This window comes from Microcystis sp. LE19-10.1B (assembly GCF_027530565.1).
In the GTDB taxonomy this organism is placed as follows: domain Bacteria; phylum Cyanobacteriota; class Cyanobacteriia; order Cyanobacteriales; family Microcystaceae; genus Microcystis; species Microcystis aeruginosa.
Map to the genome: position 1 here is coordinate 1 of NZ_JAPZQM010000362.1, position 16,668 is coordinate 16,668.

The following is a 16,668-nucleotide window of genomic DNA, read 5'->3' on the forward strand; positions in this document are numbered from 1 at the left end:
TAATATTAGGCTCTTCTCGACTTTGTGTGATAATTTTTGCTTATAGAATCGTGAAATATTTACTGGGAAAGACTTTTAGGAGTATTTTGCTGAAGAAACTATCAGTATAGACCCCGTTTCCACACAGAAACCAGAAGAGCCGGCTTTGTTGCCCTTGTTTTTTGTACCAAGCGATGTACTACAAGAAGATAATGCAAGGTTTTTGAACGTCCCAATCCTATTTTCTTGCACTAACATCGGACTTTAACAGGTCAAAAGCTTTATTTTAAAAGGGTTTTACCATTATTCAGCAAACCCTACTTAGGACTCCCAAAAGTCTGTGTAAGCAACCGCGTATTGTCGGTAAACACCGGGTAAACTGGCCCCAAAGTTTTTGGGCTGATTGACGACTTCTATCTCCTAAATAGCCACCAATAATTTACCTTGTCTTTCTATCAATTAACCATTAAATAGGGTCTGCTGAAAAAGTTTTTCCTGGGGGCAGGGTGTGGGGTGTGGGGTTTTACCGATTTTGAAGGGGTCAATTACCTAATTTTCAGGGAAAAAGTCCAGGAATTTTCCACCCGATCACTCCCATATCTGGTACTTTTTGGTTTCCAAAAAGTCTAAAAGTCTTACCCAACAAGGTTTTTAGATTTATTCAGCCAACCCTATTTACTCATAATTTCGGCGGGTTGCGAGTTAGGAATCGGTTCAAAGTTGTGGTCGTCAGCCAGATATTCGGGATAGGTGGAGAATTGGGGTAGTATTTCTAGGGTAAAAGCTTCGGCGGCTTTTGATCGATAGCGATTCGGGTTAATAATTACCGACAAAGTGCGTCGTACTTCCACATCTTTAATTCGGGTAGCGTGGATAACTCCCATTTGTAGTTCTTTTTCGATCGCTGTCACCGAGACAAAAGCCGCCCCTAACCCGGATTGTACGGCATTTTTAATCGCCTCGATCGAGTTAAGTTCCATCTCCACTTTTAAGCGTTTGGTATCGATCTCGCAACGAGTTAAAACCTTGTCGATGACTTTGCGAATCGTCGATTGGGAATCGAGGGTGATAAATTTTAGTCGATATAAATCCTCTTTTTGAATCATTTCTACCTTAGACAGAGGATGAAAAATAGGCAGGACTAAAGCCAGTTCATCGTCTGCGTAGGGGATAATCCGCAGGGTTTCTTGTAATTCGGCGGGAACTTCTCCCCCGATAATGGCTAAATCCACTTGACCGTTAGCAACGCTCCAAGAGGTGCGACGGGTGGAATGAACTTGTAGCTGTACGGATACTTCTGGGTATTTTTGCCGAAAAATCCCGATCATGCGGGGAAGAAGATAGGTTCCCGTGGTTTGGGAAGCACCGATGATTAGGGTTCCCCCTTGCAGATTTTGTAGATCTTCGATCGCTCGACAGGTTTCTTGACAGAGAGTGATAATTTTTTCGCCGTAGCTTAAGAGTAGGTGTCCCGCTTCTGTTAATTGGGCTTTCCGACCGCCCCGGTCAAATAACGGCACATTTAGCTGTTTTTCGAGGTTTTGTACCTGAAGACTGACCGCCGGTTGAGATACATACAGGGTATCTGCCGCCCGTTTAAAGCTTCCTTCGGCAGCGATCGCTTTGAGAATTCTCAGTTGGTCTAGGGTGAAGGGAATGTCGGTCATAGAAAGCCTCAAAAACAGCGACAGGAGAAGGGGAGGACAATAGCGACAAATCTTAAGCCAGTGCCGATAAATACACTGAATTGACAGTACCACACCACGGGGATCAATGCTTCAGGTAGTTCCAGTTATCAGTGATCAGTTACCGGTTATCAGTTATCAGGAGTCAGGAGTCTCCGAGTCAGGAGATAGGAGTCAGGAGATAGGAGTCTCCGAGTCAGGAGTCAGGAGATAGGAGACTCCGAGTCAGGAGATTATTTCTATTTATTCTCCCCACACCCTACACCCTACACCCCACACCCTACACCCTACGCCCTACACCCTACGCCCTACACCCCACACCCCACACCCCACACCCCACACTGAAAAAGGCTGCCCCAGCAATTATCGGGTTGACTTTTGTGTACCACTTAATCGTTCTTAACCAAGAATCTTAATGATATTTTAAGATTTTTTAACAAACCGCCCCTAGCCGAGATGAACGTATATTCTATAGGGGAGCGAGTGTAGATTCCTATTCCCGTTCGATCGCCCGCTAATTCTCTGGAGATCAGCACCCATGCTTACTTTGCTCCGTTCGCTGCTATTTTCCACCCTATTAAGTTTTGTTGCCCCCGTCCTCTTGGTAGGTTCTATTTTAGCTGCTTTATTGGCCACCAGTCATGTCCCCGGCTTTACTTGGGTTTCTCAGACCGTTTTTAGCCAAATCCTGCAATTTTTAACCATTTTCGGCGGCGGTTATCCCCTACAAGGCCTGTTAACCATCGCTGTCACCTTTGCTTTTGTTGGCAGTTTATTCGATTTATTTAACTTTTACGTCTATCAAACCAATCGCGGACAGTAACAGGTAAAGGGTGATAGGGACTGTCTAGAATGGGAATGAGGTTTTTATGGGATCGAATCGTCTATGCGCCCTATTTTCTGCCGTTTTTGGCTATTAACAATAATTTCTCTGCTGCTCACCCTGAGTATCGGGATTGTCAATCCCCAACCCAGTTTCGGGCGCTCGTGGATGGATTTACTTTTTCGCGGTGTGCAGGTTATTCAACTCACCACTATTTCTCCTCAGCAGGAAGTCGTCCTCGGTAGGCAGATTAATCAAGGTTTATTAGAATCAGGTAAGATAAAACTGGCCAAAGATGCCGGAATTAACCAATATGTCCAAGAAATCGGCCAGCGATTAGCGGCAACTAGCGATCGCCCTGACCTTCCCTACACTTTTCAAGTGGTGCGCGACAATAGCATTAACGCCTTCGCTACTATGGGCGGATTTATCTATTTACACACGGGATTGATTAAAACTGCTGATAATGAGGCAGAATTAGCCAGCGTCATTGCCCATGAAATCGGCCATATCGTCGGTCGTCATTCTATCACCCAATTACGCAATACTGCCCTCGCCCAAGGACTTCTCAGCGCGGCGGGATTAGACACAAAAACTTGGGTACAATTGGCAGTCAATCTCGCCTATAATCTGCCCAATAGTCGCAAGGATGAATTAGAAGCGGACCGACTGGGTTTAAACAATCTAGCTGAGGCTGGTTATGCAGCCAAGGCGATGATCTCCTTGATGGGAAAATTAGCACAACAGGGGGGTTCTACCCCGACAATTCTCAGCACCCATCCTGCTACAAGTGATCGCATTTTGGCACTACAAAAACAGCTTAATTCGGTTAATAACAGGCAGAATCAAGGTTTAGACGAGGATTATTACCAATTGCAGATTCGTTCTCTCCGCTAATCAGACAATTTCCTGAACAGATAAAAACTCGGCCACCGCTTGATTAAAACTTTCAGGTTCCCCTAAAAATGCCCAATGATTACCCGGTATCTTTTTAATCTCTAGAGAAGTTAAATACTTTTTATAAGATTGAATTTGCCAAGCAGTGCGATTTAATCCCTGTTGGGGAAGGATTAATAAACTGGGAATATCTAAAGTTTTAGTTAATCCGGCAAACCCCATGACATCCTCAAAAATTTCCCCGCGTGCCGATAAAGTGAATTTACCACTCCAACTGCCATCAGCTTTTTGTTCAATGGCATTTTTAAACACCTCTTGCTGTAGATTTGACCAACCTTTATATTGTTTTAATTGACGAGCGATCGCCTCTATGCTCTGATAACTATCAAAGGAGCGAGTAATCTTTAAAAAGGGCAAAACTTGATAGAGAATTGGAAAAGTTATCCTAATCCAACTAGGCATTTTATCGATAAAAAAGGGATCGACTAAAATTAAACTCTTAAATACTTCCGGCTGTTGAGTTGCCCAAATTGCCGCTATTTTAGCACTCCAAGAATGACCTAAAATATGTGCTTGCGTCCAACCTAAATGATTAATTAAAGCCCTTAAATCGCCGATATAATCCTGAAAGTGATAACCGGTTGCCGGTTTACCGCTTTCCCCATGTCCCCGCAAATCTGGGGCAATAACTTGATAATTTGAGCTTAAATAATCGCCCAAGCTTGACCAAACCAAAGCATGATCCGCCATGCCGTGCAATAATAATAGAGGCATACCTCGATCGCTCCATTGTAAATAGGAAATTTCCATCGAGTTATTGGTAAAAGTCTGGCGTTGTGGCATAAATTCTCGACTGATTTTTACTCTATAATTTACCTATCACTTAATAAAACTTCATACAATGGCACGACAATCTCCGCTCACTGGGACTAGCTTAGAACAATTGTCTTGGACATGGCAAGGTCACACCATCCCCTACACTGTGCGGGGAGAAGGACAACCCCTAGTATTAATTCACGGTTTTGGGGCATCTATCGGTCATTGGCGCAAAAATATCCCCGTTTTAGCGGAAAATGGCTATCAAGTCTATGCCCTAGATCTTTTGGGATTTGGGGGTACAGATAAGCCCGCTTTAGATTATAGTCTCGACCTTTGGCTGCGGCAAATACAAGACTTTTGGCGAGAAAAAATGGCAAAACCGGCGGTATTTATCGGTAATTCCATCGGGGGACTGATTACCTTAATGCTGATGGCAGAATCTCCCGAAATCACTGCTGGAGGAGTAATTATTAACTGTGCCGGAGGATTAAACCATCGTCCCGAAGAATTAAATTTGCCGCTGCGTTTAATCATGGCTGCCTTTACCGGTTTAGTTAGTTCTCCCGTGACAGGAAAGTTTATTTTTGGACAGGTAAGGCAGAAAAATCGCATCCGTAACACCTTAAAACAGGTTTATCGGGATCATACCGCGATTACCGAGGAATTAGTCGAAATTCTCTATCAACCCTCCTGTGATGCGGGTGCGTGGGGAGTGTTCGCATCGGTGTTGACGGCACCCCCCGGACCTTCTCCCCTGGAATTATTACCGCAAATCGATCGCCCTTTATTGGTACTCTGGGGAGAGGATGACCCTTGGACACCGATCGCCGGTTCGGTAATTTACCAAGAAAGAGCTAAAATGGGAAATAATACCCAATTTTATCCGATTGCCAAAGCTGGTCACTGTCCCCACGATGAACATCCCGAAAAAGTTAATCAATTAATTTTGAGTTGGCTGTCGGAAATGGGGATTTAGTCAGTTATCGAAGATTTTAGCGATTAATAGTTACTGGAGAAATCTGCCAATCGGGGCGAAGATTTTTCGCCCCTTGCAGATAGACGTGCTGCATTTCGCTTTGCAGTTTGGGAGTATTAACGTGGAGAATTACGCGAATACACTTGTCCAGACTACCAACGACGTGCATCTGTTGCACATCGAGGAGGGGGACATTTTGCCAATGGGGACGTTCGCGAGCGATAGCGGCGGGGAAAATCGCGTCTAAATCCTGAGTTGCCGTAAAGATAATACTAACAATATCATCGGGATCGAGACTATTGTGGATTTCGATCGCTTCGAGGAGTTCTGTTACTGCTTCTCGTATAGCTTCAATAGTATTAGCCGTTACTGTCGTTGCTCCCCGAATGGCTCGAACCTTCCACTGCACGATTGTCATCCTCCGCTAATCCTGATGAGTCAATTTTAGGGGTTAACGCGCCCTTTTTCTCGACTTTAATCTGGCCATCAGGGTCGGTATAACCACAATAGTTGTCCGTTAACTTCCAATTCAAATTCTAGGCGCTGTAGGGTTTTTTGTAATCCTGGGGGTATTGGGGAACGATTGCCCGTCAGACGACTGAGGAGGGGTTTCGGTTCTTCGATAGTCTGACATTTAGTTTTATCTGGGGGTAATCCTGCCAATTCTAGCGCCCAAAGTCGGGCATCTTCCTCGGTTCCCAAGCGATCAACCACTCCTAATTCTAACGCCTGTTGGCCGGTAAAAATGCGCCCATCGGCAAAACTTTTCACCTGATTGACATCTAAATTTCTCGCTCCGGCGACGGTTTGCAGAAATTGCTGATAACTGGTATCGATCATATCCTGGAGAATTCTTTCTTCTTCATCAGTTAATTCTCGATCGAAGGAGAGAATATCTTTATAGGGGCCAGATTTAATCACTTTAAACGAAACTCCCACCTTATCCAACAATCTTTCCAGATTGTTCCCTCTGAGGATAACACCGATCGAGCCAGTAATCGTGCCGGGGTTAGCCATAATATAATTGGCCCCCATACCGATATAAACGCCGCCAGAGGCGGAAATATTGCCAAAACTAGCGATTATTTTCGTGTTTTTTTGTAACCGCTTCAATGCTTCATAAATTTCTTGGGAATCCCCCACGGTTCCCCCGGGGGAGTCAATGCGGAGAAGTAGGGCGGGATATTGCCTTTCTTTGACGATTTCTAGGGCTTTTAAGACTCTTTTGCGGGTATCGGAGGCAATTGCACCTGTAATTTCTATTCGAGCGATTTGTTTGTGGGTTTTCGGTTTAAAAGGCCAGACCATCAGGTTTAAATATCTCTCAAAAAAGGACTCTTTCTAATCTAACGCTTTGATCGTTCCGGGTTAAGCAGACGTTATATTTCAGAATTTAAGGACAAAATGTCTGGTTAAGTGTTTGACATCCTCACGGCCAGGGCCGGACGGTGATGACCGGGCAGCTCGAACAAGATTTATTCAGCAAACCCTAATTAGGGCTGGCTGAATAATGGTAAAACCCTTTTAAAATAAGGCTTTTGACCTGTTAAAATCCGATGTTAGTGCCAGAATATAGGATTAGGACATTCAAAAAACTTGCATTATCCTTCTCTTAGTAGATAAACTGGTACAAAAAAGAAGGGCAACAAAGCCTGAAACGACCGGCTACTGACGACCGGCTACTGACTCCTAACCCCACCAACAAACTTTTTGCCGCAGACCCTAAGTAGGGTTTGCTGAATAAATCTAAAAACCTTATCCAACAAGGTTTTTAGACTTTTTTCCCCTCAAAAAGTGCCGACCATTGGAGTGATTGGGGGGAAAATTCCTGGACTTTTTCCCTGAAAATTAGCTAATTGACCACCTGAAAATCGGTAAAACCCCACACCCCACACCCCACACCCCACACCCTGCTCCTAGGAAAAGCTTTTTCAGCAAACCCTAAATAGGATTGATGGGGATTCTTAAGGCTGGACAGGGGGATTTTCTCAGCTTTTAACCAGACTTGGCTTCATTTGCCGCACTAATTGACAAAAATGAGCGATCGGTGGTATCTGTAGGCGATCGCTGGTGGTGACAAGGACTACCTGACGGGTGAGACGATGACTAAATTTACCATTATTAGGATGGGGATTTTCGCCACTAGGGGAAGCAAGAGGACGAATGGCGAGGGTGGCATCGCCACGAGCCTCCATCAGGGCAGATTGGGGCAGAAGAGCGATAATATTACCCTGACGCACCACACCGCGAAAAGCATCAAGGGTGTTTAATTCCATGACAGTTTTCAGGTGGGCATCCTGACGGGAAAACCATTCTTGTACTAATCTTTGCATTCCGTAGCCATCTTTGAAAACCACTTGCGGATAGGGGATTAATTCCGACCATGGCACTTCTTTGTATTGGGCAAGGGGATGATTAGCGGCCATGAGAATTTCGATCGCTTCTTCATATAATATTTCTACCACCATCTCCGGGCTAGAGGTGAGAAAACGATTATTCATTACCAAGGCCAGATCTACTAAACCATCCCGCAGCACTTTTAAGGCGCGATCACTGCCTAGGGCTGTAACTCTTAACTGAACTTCTGGGTATTCAGCACAAAATTTCGGCAAAATCGGCGGTAAATAATGGGCGCACACGGAATGAATCGCCGCCACGCACAATTCTGGCTGTTTTCCCGCCTGTAGGTCAGTGATTTCCTCGTGAACATTCGTCCATTCTTGACAAATTCGTTTCGCCCGGGGTAGCAATTTCTCCCCGGCAATGGTTAATTTCGCTTGGGCGGTACGATGAAAAAGAGGTAAGCCCAAATCGGTTTCTAGGGATTGAATCTGGCGGCTGATAGTCGATTGGGTGACTCCACACTGGCGCGCGGCTTGACCGAAATTGCCCGTATCGGCTACGGCTAAAAAGGCTTGCAACTGCTCGATCCGCATTCTTTCTGTTTTTAATTACATTCCGTCATGACCTTATGACAATAACGAATTTTATTCTGACTTTTGGTAGAAATTGCTACCGTTTTCTCAGTTATCAGCTTCTGAAGGCAAGGGGCAACAGGCACTCGTGCAAAAGACAGAATCTGGCAATTCTCCTACCTCAAAAGAAGGTTAGAAACTAAGCACATCAAAGCTTTTAGCTTAACCAATTAGGGTCTGCGGCAAAAAGTTTTTCCTGGGGGCAGGGTGTGGGGTGTGGGGTGTAGGGTTTTACCGATTTTGAGGTAGTCAGTTACCTAATTTTCAGGGCAAAAGTCCAGGGATTTTACCCCCGATCCCTCCAATGGTCGGCACTTTTTGAGGGAAAAAAAGTCTAAAAGTCTTACCCAACAAGGTTTTTAGATTTTTTCAGCCAACCGTAAATAGGATTGATGGGGATTCTTACGGCTGGACAGGGGGATTTTCTCAGCTTTTAACCAGACTTTGCTTCATTTGCCGCACTAATTGACAAAAATGAGCGTTCGAGAGGCTATCTATGTGTGATCGATCGCTTCTATTCGAGTTATCGAATTTTCCCAATCAAACCGATCCGATCGGTCTTCGTGCGGCCTGTTTTTGCTAGGTTAAAATCGTCCCCTGTGTTATTTTTCAATTTATGCCTTTACCGTCCCAATTAACTGCGCTCGTAGAAAGGATTGATCGAGAACTAGATCGCCTAGAAAGTGACGGGAGAGAAGCGATCAAAATCGGTACAGATCTGTTAAATCGTTTTCCCGATAATTTTACATTAATTCAATTGATGGCTTTTGTGAATACTAGCTTATTTTACGCTGATCGCGCAAGGAATCAAATCCGCGAGCGTGTGGAAAGTGTTGATCGATCAGAACCGACCCCAGCAAATTTACAGGAGGCCGGGGAAGATATCTCGATCGAGTTAGGACGTATTTTAGAGACTAGAATAAGGGTGACGCAGGTTAAAAATCGCTTGGAGGGTTTACGGTGATGGAAAGAAAAGAAACAGGACTAAATGAACGGGAACTAGAGGAAATTCTGGAAATGGCACGGGATGCGGCGGAAAAAGCCCGATCAATGTGCGAGGTAATTACAGAAAATTCTAAAAAATGGCGGGAGAGAGCAGAAAGAATCAATCGGACGGGATCGAGATAGCGATCGAGTATTTCTTCGATTATAGGAGCGATCCCGAACCTCGAATCAAGTAATTGAAAGAGCAACAGGATATAAATAGGGCTTGCTGAATAATGGTAAAACCCTTTTAAAATAAGGCTTTTGACCTGTTAAAATCCGATGTTAGTGCAAGAATATAGGATTAAGACCTTCAAAAACCTGGCATTATCTTTCTTTTAGTACATAAACTGGTACAAAAAAAGAGGGCAACAAAGCCTGAAACGACCGGCTACTGACTCCTGACTCCTGACTCCTGACTCCTAACCCCACCAACAAACTTTTTCAGCAAGTCCTAAATAATACGAATATTTCAAGGATTGACACAATAGGCTGACAATGGCACTGTGATTGTTATTTAAGATTCTTCAATGCTAGATAAAAAATCGTCTTACCATCTCCCAACTCTTTCCTTCGCCCTCGCAACGATAGCCATCGGAATCCTCTCCGAAGTAGAGGCATCTCTAACCATTACCGGATCCTCGGTGACAGCCTCAACCCCGGTCAAGTCTTTTCCGACTAACCCGCCCCAAGTGCCACTTATTTTAGCTCAAACTCCTTCCATTGTTGGCAGATGGCAATCACGGACTAATCACAGAGCTCCCGGATCTGGCAATTATCAAATTATAATAACGGCTATATTTCATTCGGATGGCAGTTATGAATTTAAAGCCTTTGATACATCAGACCCTCGTCTTAGTGTATTGCTGAACGGACAATGGAAACGTAGCAATAATACGATAATTGCTACTGGTAGTCCTCTCACTTCTAATAAGGTGTATCAACATAATTTCCGTATAGTTAATGCGAACACACTTATAGATAGCTATGGGAAGACTTTCCTTCGGCTACCCTAATAGCTTCTGTTGCTGATCGCGCTAAACTGAAGGGTATCGATCGCTAAATCAGTAGGCTATAAATCAGATGGTAGATAAAATCACTGCCAAAGAGATATTGGAACGTTTACGAACCCTGAAACCCGAACTGGAGGAACGATACGCGATCAATCGAATCGGCATTTTCGGCTCGGTAGCCAGAGAGGAAACCCGACCGACGAGCGATATAGATATAGTGGTATGTATGCCCCCCGATCTGCTTAAAAGAGTCAGACTGAAAGCCGAACTAGAGAACCTATTCGGACGGGAAGTGGACGTGATCCGCTATCGGGATTCTCTGAATCCTTACCTCAAGGCACGGATCGATCAAGAGGCTATCTATGTGTGATCGATCGCTTCTATTCGAGTTATTACTAGAGCTTGAAGAGGCGATCCGCCGGATCGAGCGGCGATTTACCCGGATTCAAAAAGCCGATGATTTCATCGCCGATGATGATGGACTCGATCGATTGGATGGCATCAGTATGATGTTGATCGCAATTAGTGAAAATATTAGAAGACTCGATCGGCTAATGGCAGAGAGTTTAGCGAATCGCTATCCGGAAATTCCTTGGTCGGAGATTAAGGGAATCAGAAATATTCTCGCCCACGATTATTTTGACATCGATCCAGAGGAAATTTATCGGATTTGTAGGGAGGATCTGGCGATTTTGAAGCGGGTACTCGGGAAAATACGTCACGACCTCTTGTAATTATCGAAATTTCCCAATCAAACTGCTCCGCTCGGTCTTCACCCCGACATTTTTGATCAGGTTAAAAATCGCTTGCAGGGTTTACGGTGATGGAAGAAAAAGAAACAGGACTAAATGAACGGGAACTAGAGGAAATTCTGGAAATTGCACGGGATGCGGCGGAAAAAGCCCGATCAATGTGCGAGGTAATTACAGAAAATTCAAAAAAATGGCGGGAGAGAGCGAAACAATCGCCGCAAGTGAGAGCGGGTGGCTGAAGTAACCGAACCGATATTTATTGGGAATAGTCAGGGGTTCGATCGATACGATAAACTAAACGATATCCACTCCAGAAAACCGCGATGGTTCAAGCGACCGAATATCTCTACATCGTTCGAGACGACGAGATTTTACGCGGGGAACCAATTATCAAAGGAACGCATACACCTGTCCGCGCCATCGTCGAAACTTGGCGTCTGGGAGTCGCTCCCGAAGAAATCCCCCTAGGAATGCCCCATCTGACGTTAAGTCAGGTCTTCAGTGCGTTGACCTATTACAGCGACCATCTAGAGGAAATTAACGCTTATATCGAGCATAACCGCATTCCCGACGACTTAATCGATCCGCTGCTAAAAAATTCGTGAATAATCTCTTCGGCATAAAGGAACCCTTGTCACATCGAAACATTTCCTTAAGATATAAGACCGAAGGTCCAGTCTGGATACAGAATTGATATACCTAGAATCGCTACTCTGGCTCACCCTCTAGGCCATTCCCTTCCAGACTGCTAGGCTATCAGACAAAATGAATAACAATCAAACTCCACGGAAACAAGGACTATACGATCCCCGATTTGAACATGATGCTTGTGGTGTCGGTTTTATCGTTCATAAAACGGGTAAAAAGTCCCACGATATTGTTGAACAGGCCTTAACAATTCTACTAAACCTCGATCACCGTGGCGCGTGCGGTGCGGAAAAAAATACCGGAGATGGGGCGGGTATTTTGTGCCAAATCCCTGACCTATTTTTCCGGAAAGTGACCAGCAATCTAGGTTTTACCTTACCGGCAGCGGGACAATACGGGGTAGGAATGCTCTACACGGCCCCCGATGCCGAAATTCGCGGGAAAGGTCGGCAGGAATTCGAGAAAATCGCCGCCGAAGAGGGGTTAAAAGTTCTCGGTTGGCGTGATGTTCCCACGGATAACTCCAGTTTAGGCAATTCGGCCAAATCTACCGAACCCTTTATCGAACAGGTTTTCATCGAACGCGATGCCAATTTAAGCGATGATCTGGCCTTTGAACGCAAATTATACGTTATTCGCAAACGTTCCCACCTCAGTCGTCAATCCTTTAATCGTTACTGGTATCCTTGCAGTATTTCTAGTCGTACCATTGTCTATAAAGGGCAATTAATGCCGGTACAGGTGGGTGACTATTTCCCCGATTTACACGACCCCGACTTTCAAAGCGCTTTAGGATTAGTCCATTCCCGTTTTAGTACCAATACCTTCCCCAGTTGGGAACGCGCCCACCCCTACCGTTATATTGCCCACAATGGCGAAATTAATACCCTGCGAGGTAATATTAACTGGATGCACGCCCGTCAGTCGATGTTTGCCTCACCCTTATTCGGGGAAGACATCAAAAAAATCCAGCCGGTTATTAATATCGAGGGTAGTGACTCCTTAATTTTTGATAATGCCCTAGAATTAATGGTTTTATCGGGGCGTTCTCTCCCTCACGCTGTCATGATGATGATTCCTGAACCCTGGGCGGCCCACGAATCGATGAGTGATGAGAAAAAAGCCTTTTATGAATACCATTCCTGTTTGATGGAACCCTGGGATGGTCCGGCCTCGATCGCTTTTACCGATGGTACGATGATGGGAGCAGTGTTAGACCGCAATGGTTTACGTCCTTCCCGTTACTATGTCACCAAAGATGACCTAGTAATTATGGCATCGGAAGCGGGAGTTTTACCCATTGAACCGGAACGCGTCGCTTTTAAAGGTCGTCTGCAACCCGGCCGGATGTTCCTTGTGGATATGAAAGAAGGTCGTATCGTGGCCGATGAGGAGATAAAAGAAGCTATTGCCAAAGATCATCCCTATCGCCAGTGGTTAAACGAAAATTTAGTCAATTTAGACGATTTACCAGCCGTTGAAACTGCGCCACCAGAAACTGCTGTTTCCCTAATTCAACAGCAAACCGCTTTCGGTTACACTTTTGAAGAATTACGTCTTTTATTAGCCCCCATGGGCCGGGATGGAGTGGAAGCAGTGGGTTCCATGGGTTCCGATACACCCCTAGCCGTCTTGTCCGATCGGCCAAAACTGCTTTATGATTACTTTCAGCAGTTATTCGCCCAAGTCACTAACCCCCCGATTGACTCGATTCGCGAAGAAATTATCACCTCTCCCATCACCACTATCGGCGCGGAGAGAAATCTCTTGGATCCGCAGCCCGAAAGCTGTCACCTGATTAAACTTAACTCTCCCATCCTCACTAACGCCCAATTAGCGCGTTTACAGGGCAATAGCGAATTTAAAACCGTGACTATTCCCATTCTCTTCGATCCCACTTCGGGAGTCGAGGGGATGCGTAGCACAATTGAGGCAATTTGTCAAGAGGTGGACGAGGCAATTTTAGCGGGCGCAAGCATTATTATTTTAAGCGATCGAGGTATCGATAAAAATCACGCCCCGATTCCCTCACTGCTGGCGGTTGCCGGTTTACACCACCACCTCATCCGGCAGGGAACCCGTACCAGAGTCGGTCTTGTCCTGGAATCCGGCGAACCCCGGGAAGTGCATCACTACGCCCTTTTACTCGGTTATGGTTGCGGTGCGATTAATCCCTATCTAGCCTTTGCCACCCTCGGCAGTATGATCGAGGAAGGTTTATTGGTAGGAGTTGACCACCAGAGTGCCTGTAAAAACTACATAAAAGCCGCCACCAAGGGCGTAATTAAAGTGGCCTCTAAAATTGGCATTTCTACCCTGCAAAGCTACCGTGGGGCGCAAATATTCGAGGCTATTGGCTTAAATCGATCGGTAGTTGATCGCTATTTTACTTGGACAGCTTCCCGCATTGAAGGGGCCGATTTAGAAATTATTGCCCGGGAATCCCTACTCAGACACGGCCACGCTTTCCCCGACCGGGATGTTAATGTGCATACCCTCGATATTGGCGGTGAATATCAATGGCGTAAGGACGGGGAAGCCCATCTTTTTAGCCCAGAAACCATTCATACCCTGCAACAAGCGGTAAAATTGGGCAAATACGACCTCTTTAAGAAATATTCCCAACTGGTCAACCAACAGAATCAAAAATTCTTCACCCTGCGGGGACTATTAACCTTTAAAAACCGGGAAAGTATCCCCATCGAAGAAGTGGAACCGATTGAAGCGATTATGAAACGCTTTAAAACCGGGGCCATGAGTTACGGTTCCATTTCCAAAGAGGCCCACGAATCCCTCGCTATTGCCATGAATCGTATCGGTGGCAAGTCGAACACCGGGGAAGGGGGCGAAGATTCCGAGCGCTACACTTGGACAAATGAACGGGGAGACTCGAAAAATAGTGCCATTAAACAGGTAGCTTCCGGCCGTTTTGGTGTCACCAGTCTTTACCTCTCCCAAGCGCGAGAATTGCAGATAAAGATGGCCCAGGGGGCAAAACCGGGCGAAGGCGGTCAATTACCGGGTAAAAAAGTCTATCCTTGGATTGCCAAAGTCCGTCACTCCACCCCCGGAGTCGGTTTAATCTCTCCCCCACCCCACCACGATATCTACTCCATTGAAGACCTCGCGGAGTTGATTCATGACCTAAAAAATGCCAATCGCGCGGCCAGAGTGAGCGTAAAACTGGTTTCTGAGGTGGGAGTTGGCACAATCGCCGCCGGAGTCGCTAAAGCTCACGCCGACGTGGTTTTAATCTCTGGTTTCGATGGTGGGACCGGTGCCTCACCCCAAACCTCGATTAAACACGCGGGTTTACCCTGGGAGTTGGGACTAGCAGAAACCCATCAAACATTGGTGTTAAATAATCTTCGCAGTCGCATTGCGGTGGAAACCGATGGCCAGATGAAAACCGGGCGCGATGTGGTGGTGGCAACCCTATTGGGGGCCGAAGAATTCGGTTTTTCCACCGCGCCACTGGTAACGTTGGGCTGTATTATGATGCGGGTTTGTCATCTTAATACCTGTCCGGCGGGGGTAGCGACCCAGGATCCGTTATTACGGAAGAATTTCATCGGGGATCCTGAATATACGGTGAATTTCATGAAATTTATCGCCCAGGAAGTGCGGGAAATTATGGCCGAATTGGGATTCCGCACCTTAAATGAAATGGTGGGGCGAACTGATGTATTAGAGCCGAAACAGGCGGTAGAACATTGGAAAGCGAAAGGAATTGACCTAACTCCGATTCTCTATCAACCGGAGGTAGCTCCAGAGGTAGGACGCTATTGCCAGATTCCCCAGGACCACGGTTTAGATAAGTCCTTGGATATAACCGTTTTACTGGATTTATGCAAGGATGCCATTGAAAAAGGCGAAAAAGTCAAGGCGACACTACCGATTAAAAATATTAACCGCGTGGTGGGGACGATTTTAGGCAACGAAATCACTAAACGTCACTGGGAGGGTTTACCCGAAGATACCGTACATCTCCATTTTCAGGGCAGCGCGGGGCAAAGTTTCGGTGCTTTTGTTCCCAAAGGGGTGACACTGGAGTTAGAAGGGGATGCCAATGATTATGTGGGTAAGGGTTTAAGCGGTGGCAAAATCATCGTTTATCCGCCCAAAGGTTCCACTTTTGTGGCCGAGGATAATATTATCATCGGTAATGTGGCTTTATACGGCGCGACCAGTGGTGAGGTGTATATTTCTGGGGTTGCTGGGGAACGTTTTGGGGTGCGTAACTCTGGGGTGACTACGGTGGTTGAGTCCGTTGGCGACCACGCTTGCGAGTATATGACGGGGGGTAAAGTCGTTGTTTTAGGGCCCACCGGTCGCAATTTCGCCGCCGGAATGAGTGGTGGTGTCGCCTACGTCCTCGATGAGTCGGGGGATTTCGCCACTCGTTGCAATACCCAAATGGTAGCTTTAGAGGCGCTAGAAGGGGAAGAAATCAACGATTTACGCGAGTTAATTCAACGCCATGCTGATTACACCCAAAGTCAAAAAGCAGCCCTGGTTTTAGCAAATTGGTCGGAAATGTTGCCCCAGTTTGTTAAAGTAATGCCCAAGGATTATAAGCGGATGTTGCAGTGTATTAAAGAGGCGTTAGATTCCGGTTTAACCGGCGATTCTGCTCTCGATGCGGCTTTTGAAGCCAACGCCCGCGATGTGGCAAGGATTGGCGGTAGTTAGAGGTTAAGGGGGCTGAATAAGCCCCCTTTTTTTCAATAGACAAGTTAAAATAGAGGGTAGATGTTGTTTATAGACCTAACTCCTGTCATTCCAATGGACACACAAAACAATTTTCTCACCTTTGAAATTTTTGCATTTGACACTTCTAATCAATCTCATATCAAAACTCCTGATAATTTAGTCTATCTTCTCGCCTCGAATAATTCATTTTGGAATGGAACACCACAAATAGATTGTAACAGTCGCCAAATCAAGGATAATTTTATAGAAATTACAGTAAATCCAAATGAACTACCCCGCCGCAAGCGGACGGGGTATCAGAATCAAAATAGACTCAATTGTAGATTTTGGTGTAGCTGCAGGTATTCTTTATCTTGTTCTTTTACATATCTCGCTATCATACCTTCATCCCCATGCTTTCCTAC

General features: G+C 45.6%; 16 protein-coding genes and 1 pseudogene. 11 read left to right on the top strand and 6 right to left on the bottom strand.

Going from position 1 to position 16,668, the window contains the following annotated elements; genetic code table 11:
* Nucleotides 1–650 precede the first annotated feature (650 nt).
* The gene (locus O9332_RS12920; protein ID WP_002759960.1) at nucleotides 651–1,646 is read right to left on the bottom strand and encodes a LysR family transcriptional regulator; all 996 of its coding nucleotides are present in this window, start codon (nucleotides 1,644–1,646) and stop codon (nucleotides 651–653) included.
* Between the two features lie 106 nt (nucleotides 1,647–1,752).
* Between O9332_RS12920 and O9332_RS12925 the strand changes: the two genes are divergently transcribed.
* The 3 genes from O9332_RS12925 (at nucleotide 1,753) to O9332_RS12935 (ending at nucleotide 3,384) form a co-directional block, all read left to right on the top strand.
* Complete coding sequence (locus O9332_RS12925; RefSeq protein ID WP_288025893.1) at nucleotides 1,753–1,878, top strand: hypothetical protein; 126 nt, start codon at nucleotides 1,753–1,755, stop codon at nucleotides 1,876–1,878.
* Between the two features lie 324 nt (nucleotides 1,879–2,202).
* Nucleotides 2,203–2,487, top strand: coding sequence for a hypothetical protein (locus tag O9332_RS12930; protein WP_002759962.1), 285 nt, complete (start codon nucleotides 2,203–2,205; stop codon nucleotides 2,485–2,487).
* A gap of 63 nt (nucleotides 2,488–2,550) precedes the next feature.
* Entirely contained in the window at nucleotides 2,551–3,384 is an 834-nt protein-coding gene (locus O9332_RS12935) for a M48 family metallopeptidase (protein WP_288025896.1), read from the top strand.
* Here the strand turns inward: O9332_RS12935 and O9332_RS12940 are convergent, their stop codons facing one another.
* The gene (locus O9332_RS12940; protein ID WP_002798344.1) at nucleotides 3,385–4,227 is read right to left on the bottom strand and encodes an alpha/beta fold hydrolase; all 843 of its coding nucleotides are present in this window, start codon (nucleotides 4,225–4,227) and stop codon (nucleotides 3,385–3,387) included.
* A gap of 58 nt (nucleotides 4,228–4,285) precedes the next feature.
* Between O9332_RS12940 and O9332_RS12945 the strand changes: the two genes are divergently transcribed.
* Entirely contained in the window at nucleotides 4,286–5,179 is an 894-nt protein-coding gene (locus O9332_RS12945; protein ID WP_002759967.1) for an alpha/beta fold hydrolase, read from the top strand.
* Between the two features lie 16 nt (nucleotides 5,180–5,195).
* On the opposite strand, the gene aroH is transcribed toward O9332_RS12945, so the two are convergent.
* The 3 genes from aroH to O9332_RS12960 all read right to left on the bottom strand — a co-directional run bounded on the left by aroH (nucleotide 5,196) and on the right by O9332_RS12960 (nucleotide 8,115).
* A complete protein-coding gene (aroH, locus tag O9332_RS12950; RefSeq protein ID WP_002759969.1) occupies nucleotides 5,196–5,597 on the bottom strand; it encodes a chorismate mutase in 402 nt (133 codons plus the stop codon).
* A gap of 68 nt (nucleotides 5,598–5,665) precedes the next feature.
* Nucleotides 5,666–6,487 carry a signal peptide peptidase SppA gene (gene sppA, locus O9332_RS12955; RefSeq protein ID WP_002759971.1) on the bottom strand — a complete coding sequence of 274 codons (822 nt, stop codon included), beginning with the start codon at nucleotides 6,485–6,487 and terminating at the stop codon, nucleotides 5,666–5,668.
* Nucleotides 6,488–7,167: 680 nt separating this feature from the next.
* Nucleotides 7,168–8,115 carry a LysR family transcriptional regulator gene (locus O9332_RS12960; RefSeq protein ID WP_002763558.1) on the bottom strand — a complete coding sequence of 316 codons (948 nt, stop codon included), beginning with the start codon at nucleotides 8,113–8,115 and terminating at the stop codon, nucleotides 7,168–7,170.
* Between the two features lie 655 nt (nucleotides 8,116–8,770).
* Here O9332_RS12960 and O9332_RS12965 point away from each other — a divergent pair.
* From O9332_RS12965 to gltB, 7 genes are all read left to right on the top strand, one after another.
* The gene (locus O9332_RS12965; RefSeq protein WP_002763560.1) at nucleotides 8,771–9,118 is read left to right on the top strand and encodes a hypothetical protein; all 348 of its coding nucleotides are present in this window, start codon (nucleotides 8,771–8,773) and stop codon (nucleotides 9,116–9,118) included.
* Nucleotides 9,118–9,282, top strand: a complete 165-nt coding sequence (locus tag O9332_RS12970) for a hypothetical protein (protein WP_002763562.1) — start codon at nucleotides 9,118–9,120, stop codon at nucleotides 9,280–9,282. Before O9332_RS12965 ends, O9332_RS12970 begins: the two co-directional genes overlap by 1 nt.
* Nucleotides 9,283–10,221: 939 nt before the next feature.
* Complete coding sequence (locus O9332_RS12975; protein WP_002763565.1) at nucleotides 10,222–10,521, top strand: nucleotidyltransferase family protein; 300 nt, start codon at nucleotides 10,222–10,224, stop codon at nucleotides 10,519–10,521.
* Complete coding sequence (locus O9332_RS12980; RefSeq protein WP_002738003.1) at nucleotides 10,514–10,885, top strand: HepT-like ribonuclease domain-containing protein; 372 nt, start codon at nucleotides 10,514–10,516, stop codon at nucleotides 10,883–10,885. The genes O9332_RS12975 and O9332_RS12980 overlap by 8 nt, the downstream gene beginning before the upstream one ends.
* Nucleotides 10,886–10,974: 89 nt before the next feature.
* Complete coding sequence (locus O9332_RS12985; RefSeq protein WP_288025901.1) at nucleotides 10,975–11,142, top strand: hypothetical protein; 168 nt, start codon at nucleotides 10,975–10,977, stop codon at nucleotides 11,140–11,142.
* A gap of 84 nt (nucleotides 11,143–11,226) precedes the next feature.
* Nucleotides 11,227–11,508: a DUF433 domain-containing protein gene (locus O9332_RS12990; RefSeq protein WP_002763567.1), complete on the top strand. Its 282-nt coding sequence runs from the start codon at nucleotides 11,227–11,229 to the stop codon at nucleotides 11,506–11,508.
* A 160-nt stretch (nucleotides 11,509–11,668) separates the two neighbouring features.
* Complete coding sequence (gene gltB, locus O9332_RS12995) at nucleotides 11,669–16,243, top strand: glutamate synthase large subunit (RefSeq protein WP_288025904.1); 4,575 nt, start codon at nucleotides 11,669–11,671, stop codon at nucleotides 16,241–16,243.
* Between the two features lie 323 nt (nucleotides 16,244–16,566).
* Here the strand turns inward: gltB and O9332_RS13000 are convergent.
* Nucleotides 16,567–16,668: pseudogene (locus tag O9332_RS13000) on the bottom strand (IS200/IS605 family transposase); the annotation flags it as partial.

Bases quoted from the DNA above. Each gene is read 5' to 3' on its own strand.
- O9332_RS12920 (WP_002759960.1), bottom strand. From the start codon at position 1,646: ATGACCGACATTCCCTTCACCCTAGACCAACTGAGAATTCTCAAAGCG.
- O9332_RS12925 (WP_288025893.1), top strand. From the start codon at position 1,753: ATGCTTCAGGTAGTTCCAGTTATCAGTGATCAGTTACCGGTTATCAGT.
- O9332_RS12930 (WP_002759962.1), top strand. From the start codon at position 2,203: ATGCTTACTTTGCTCCGTTCGCTGCTATTTTCCACCCTATTAAGTTTT.
- O9332_RS12935 (WP_288025896.1), top strand. From the start codon at position 2,551: ATGCGCCCTATTTTCTGCCGTTTTTGGCTATTAACAATAATTTCTCTG.
- O9332_RS12940 (WP_002798344.1), bottom strand. From the start codon at position 4,227: ATGCCACAACGCCAGACTTTTACCAATAACTCGATGGAAATTTCCTAT.
- O9332_RS12945 (WP_002759967.1), top strand. From the start codon at position 4,286: ATGGCACGACAATCTCCGCTCACTGGGACTAGCTTAGAACAATTGTCT.
- aroH (WP_002759969.1), bottom strand. From the start codon at position 5,597: ATGACAATCGTGCAGTGGAAGGTTCGAGCCATTCGGGGAGCAACGACA.
- sppA (WP_002759971.1), bottom strand. From the start codon at position 6,487: ATGGTCTGGCCTTTTAAACCGAAAACCCACAAACAAATCGCTCGAATA.
- O9332_RS12960 (WP_002763558.1), bottom strand. From the start codon at position 8,115: ATGCGGATCGAGCAGTTGCAAGCCTTTTTAGCCGTAGCCGATACGGGC.
- O9332_RS12965 (WP_002763560.1), top strand. From the start codon at position 8,771: ATGCCTTTACCGTCCCAATTAACTGCGCTCGTAGAAAGGATTGATCGA.
- O9332_RS12970 (WP_002763562.1), top strand. From the start codon at position 9,118: ATGGAAAGAAAAGAAACAGGACTAAATGAACGGGAACTAGAGGAAATT.
- O9332_RS12975 (WP_002763565.1), top strand. From the start codon at position 10,222: ATGGTAGATAAAATCACTGCCAAAGAGATATTGGAACGTTTACGAACC.
- O9332_RS12980 (WP_002738003.1), top strand. From the start codon at position 10,514: ATGTGTGATCGATCGCTTCTATTCGAGTTATTACTAGAGCTTGAAGAG.
- O9332_RS12985 (WP_288025901.1), top strand. From the start codon at position 10,975: ATGGAAGAAAAAGAAACAGGACTAAATGAACGGGAACTAGAGGAAATT.
- O9332_RS12990 (WP_002763567.1), top strand. From the start codon at position 11,227: ATGGTTCAAGCGACCGAATATCTCTACATCGTTCGAGACGACGAGATT.
- gltB (WP_288025904.1), top strand. From the start codon at position 11,669: ATGAATAACAATCAAACTCCACGGAAACAAGGACTATACGATCCCCGA.